Annotated in this window: 5 protein-coding genes; all 5 read left to right on the top strand. The window is 63.7% G+C overall.

The features are described from left to right. Positions 1 to 123 precede the first annotated feature (123 nt). The gene (locus ACWEO7_RS38640) at positions 124 to 324 is read left to right on the top strand and encodes a hypothetical protein (RefSeq protein ID WP_452430708.1); all 201 of its coding nucleotides are present in this window, start codon (positions 124 to 126) and stop codon (positions 322 to 324) included. Continuing rightward, positions 237 to 443, top strand: a complete 207-nt coding sequence (locus ACWEO7_RS38635; RefSeq protein ID WP_452430705.1) for a cupin domain-containing protein — start codon at positions 237 to 239, stop codon at positions 441 to 443. Before ACWEO7_RS38640 ends, ACWEO7_RS38635 begins: the two co-directional genes overlap by 88 nt. Positions 444 to 445: 2 nt before the next feature. Further along, on the top strand, positions 446 to 736 hold the full coding sequence (locus ACWEO7_RS38630) for a hypothetical protein (RefSeq protein WP_452430703.1): 291 nt from the start codon (positions 446 to 448) through the stop codon (positions 734 to 736). Positions 737 to 1,245: 509 nt separating this feature from the next. Continuing rightward, the gene (locus ACWEO7_RS38625; protein WP_452430701.1) at positions 1,246 to 2,415 is read left to right on the top strand and encodes an ATP-grasp domain-containing protein; all 1,170 of its coding nucleotides are present in this window, start codon (positions 1,246 to 1,248) and stop codon (positions 2,413 to 2,415) included. 2 nt (positions 2,416 to 2,417) lie between these two features. Next, positions 2,418 to 3,650: MFS transporter (locus ACWEO7_RS38620; RefSeq protein ID WP_452430699.1), on the top strand; the 1,233-nt coding region annotated here is incomplete at its 3' end.

The following is a 3,650-nucleotide window of genomic DNA, read 5'->3' as shown; positions in this document are numbered from 1 at the left end:
GCACGCGGTTACTGAGCGCTGCCAGCAGACGAGCCGGTCGGCGCCTTCAACTGGATCCATATGCAAACCAATTGCACTCGATTGGCTCTATGCCACTTACCTTGTCGGGCCCACGATGGGTGCATGAGCAAAGTCTCGATCCCCGAAGTCGTTGCCGCCCTTCCTGCTCCCTGGCAGCCGCAGGATCTCGCGATGGCCAACGACACCATGATCCGCATCGCGCGTCTGCACGGCGAATTCCCCGGCACCACCACGACGAGGACGAACTGTTCCTCTGCTGGGAAGGCACTCTCCGCCTCGAACTGCAGGACCGCGAGCCGGTGACCTTGTACCCGGGCGAGATGTTCGTCGTGCCGAAGGGGGTCGCGCACCGCCCCGTGGCAGAAGAACCAGCGCATGGACTGTTGATCGAACGCCCGGAAACTAAACAGTACGGCAACTGAGGATGGCACGACAGGTCGGCTCGCTGGCGCACGTCACACCGGAGCAGATGAACGCCTACGGCGAAAGCATCTTCCCCGACCTGATCGGCTTGTACTACACCAACCTGTCAACTGTCCCGGACCGCGTAGGCGGTGAATGGGTCGTCAAACCACATCTCCAGGATCCTGCCGGCCTCCAGAACGAGGGCGTGTACTGCACCACCGTCAAGCTGCAGCAACTGCGGCAAGACGTCATCAACGACTTACAAGGCCGCACCGTCGCCCACAGTCAAGTACAACCAAAGATCATGTAACTTCGGATAAGATATGTAGTGAGTACCCCCGTGTGCGCACTCTGCTGCCGCACGCGACCAGTAGCGCATTGGCTTCGTCGGCGCAACTCGGATCACTGGACGAAGATGTCAAGGCAGTCGGCGTTTCTCATGCATCTTTGCGGACAATAGGCTGTTGACTAGATCTATACGGCAACAACACGTTTGCCCTGTGTGAGATCACGGCGATCACCAATCCAGCAGGCGAGGTGGTCGCTGGCCTACAGAACTATTTGGTTTGACTGGGTTGCGCGTACGGCTTCTGCATATTCCGTGGCGGCACTTCCGCCGCATTGTGGTCGCGTTCCATGTAGGGGCGATCTTTTTCAAAATCTATCGAAGGAAATCTTTTGTGCACCCTGGTTCTTGCGACGCGACCAACCATTATGGGCGCTTACCTGCAGCGGATCAAAGGGCCGGTCCATTGCCTGGTACCAGCGGGGACGGAACAGATTTGGCGAGACGCGGGCGTTCGGGCGCCACTGCACGCGGTGGCTTCGTGGAGCGACTTCACCGCACTCGCCAACTTGGTGGCGAAGTTGCCGGTGACCCAGGTGATCGGCACCGACGAGATCACCATCGCCGCCGCGGGCTTCCTGCGGTCGCTGTCCGGCGTTCCAGGCCAGAGCTGGGACCAGGCAGTGGCTTTCACCGACAAGGCCGTCATGAAGAGCAAGTTGCACGCCGGTGAAGTGCCAGTGGCACGGTGGGCGGTCGTGCACTCCCTCTCTGAGGTGGCGAGGGTGGCGGAGGATTTCGGGTGGCCGGTGGTGCTCAAGCCTCGGCGCGGCTTCGGTGGGCTCGGAACAATGAAGGTGGATTCCGCCGCCGAGCTGGAGGAGTTCGTCGCGGCTGGGAAGTTCACCGCGCAGGTCGCCGCGGAAGACGACTTCACCCCCATGCTGCGGGCCTCGGGCGTCTACGACGGTTTGGTGGCCGCGGCCGATGGTTTTCTGGTGGAGCAATGCATCGATGTCGCCGCCGAGTACAGCTGCGACATCGCGATGTGGCGCGGAGAAGTGCGACTGACCCTCACGACGCGCTACCTCGCCTGGATTCTCGAGGCGATGAGCAGAGGCCATATTCACGAGTTCCTCACCTTGCCGGAGGATGACCCGCAGGCTCTTGCGGTCGAGGCATTGACGCGCGACGCTATCGAGGTCATGGATCTGTCCACGGGACAGGTGCATTGCGAGGTATTCCGAACTCGCGACGGCGAGTATGTGCTGGGGGAGATCGCCTGTCGAGCCGGGGGCGCGGCACTCCCGGTTCTCTCCGAAGTGCTGTTCGGCGTCAACACGATCGTCGCGGGCGTCGAACTCGCACTGAATCGGGAACCGGCCAGGGCGCACGCTCGGGCGCATGATGTCATCGCCGCAGTCGGCGTGCCGCTGACGCCCGGTACGGTGCGGCGGGTGCCCGCGCGAGCCGCGCTGGAAACCATCCCAGGGGTGCTGCGCGCGGACGTACGGGTGCAGGAGGGCGACGTGTACGGCGGAGGGCTCGGTTCCTGCGGCGCCGCCGCCTATCTGTTCGTGAAACCCGAGCCGGGAGATCAGCTCGACCGCCGGCTCGACGATGTGCGCCGCACCGCAGCGGGCCAGTTCATCGTTGAGAGCGAGCTTGTCGAGAGCCCCGCTCCCGGGGCCACCCAGCGGTAGCGATGTATCGAGATCACGCCGCCACCTCACGACGGGTGGCGCAGACCAGGTTGGCCGTTCTTCTCTTGGCCTCCACCTTGGGCGTCATGGCGGGCGCGATAGTGATGCCGGTTCTGGAATTAGCACGCGCGGACCTCGGGATCAGCAGTACCGCAATGGGTTTCGTGGCTACCGCACATGCTGCCGCGATCGCGGCGACGAGTCCTGCGGTGGGCTGGGCGCTCGATAGGTGGGGCGTGCGCGTCCCACTCGGCGTCGGATTACTGCTCTATGGTTTTGGAGGTGGGGCCGGCTTGATCACCACCTCGTATCCTGTGCTCATTGGGAGCCGTCTGGTCCTGGGTGCAGGTGCGGCGGCAGTATTCAGCGGGACCACCGTCGCGCTTCTCGCTTCAGCATCAGGACCGCGCCAGGACCGGATCATGGGCTGGCGCACCTCCGCTTCCATGACAAGTGGACTGATCTGGCCTCTGCTGGCGGGCGTGCTCGGCGGAATCGATTGGCATGCCGCATTCGCCATCTACCTGGTCGGCGTTCCCTTGGGCATCGCGACGCTGCTGCTCTCCGTGCCCGGCGGCGGCACCGGCGCACGGACCGCTCATGGCTCGGTGCTTGTTCTGCTGCGCGGCTACCCGGTGCTACTCGGCTGGCTCGTGCTGATGGCGCTGATCGGATTGATGACCTCGAGCCTGGTGGCCTTCGTGCCGCAGCGGCTGGCGCAACTGGATTGCGGCGAACCGGTCTTCGCCTCGGTCTTCATGGCGGTGCTCTCCACTACCTCGGCCCTGATCGGTTTCGCGTACTCCTGGGTCCGCGCGCACGCCGGATTCGCCGTTCTGCTGCGCGCGGCCGCGACCTGCTGGGTGGCGGCGTTCCTGATCATGGGCACCAGTACCGGCCTGGTGACGTTCGACGCCGCAGCGATCGTTTTTGGCGCGGGTTATGGGTTGCTTTTCCCCATAGTTACGGTGCTGATCGGCGAAACTCCACCCGCATTCCGGCGCGGCCAGGCTACCGCGTTGTCCGCGACCGCGTTGTTCCTCGGCCAGTTCCTCGCACCGCTGGCCTTCGGACCATTTATGGAGGCGACCTCGACCAAGAACGGCTATCTACTCGCTGCGGCTGCATGCGCCCTGCTGCTGGCAATTCTTCTGATAGTCCGGATCCGAGATCCACGCCTTCAAAAGGAAGCAGCCGAAATTGCCGCTGCGGCGGACCGATATGCCGACCGGGCG

This window comes from Nocardia sp. NPDC004260 (assembly GCF_053603155.1).
Note: the sequence above shows the minus strand (reverse complement) of the source record. Positions and strands in the feature narration are given on the sequence as shown.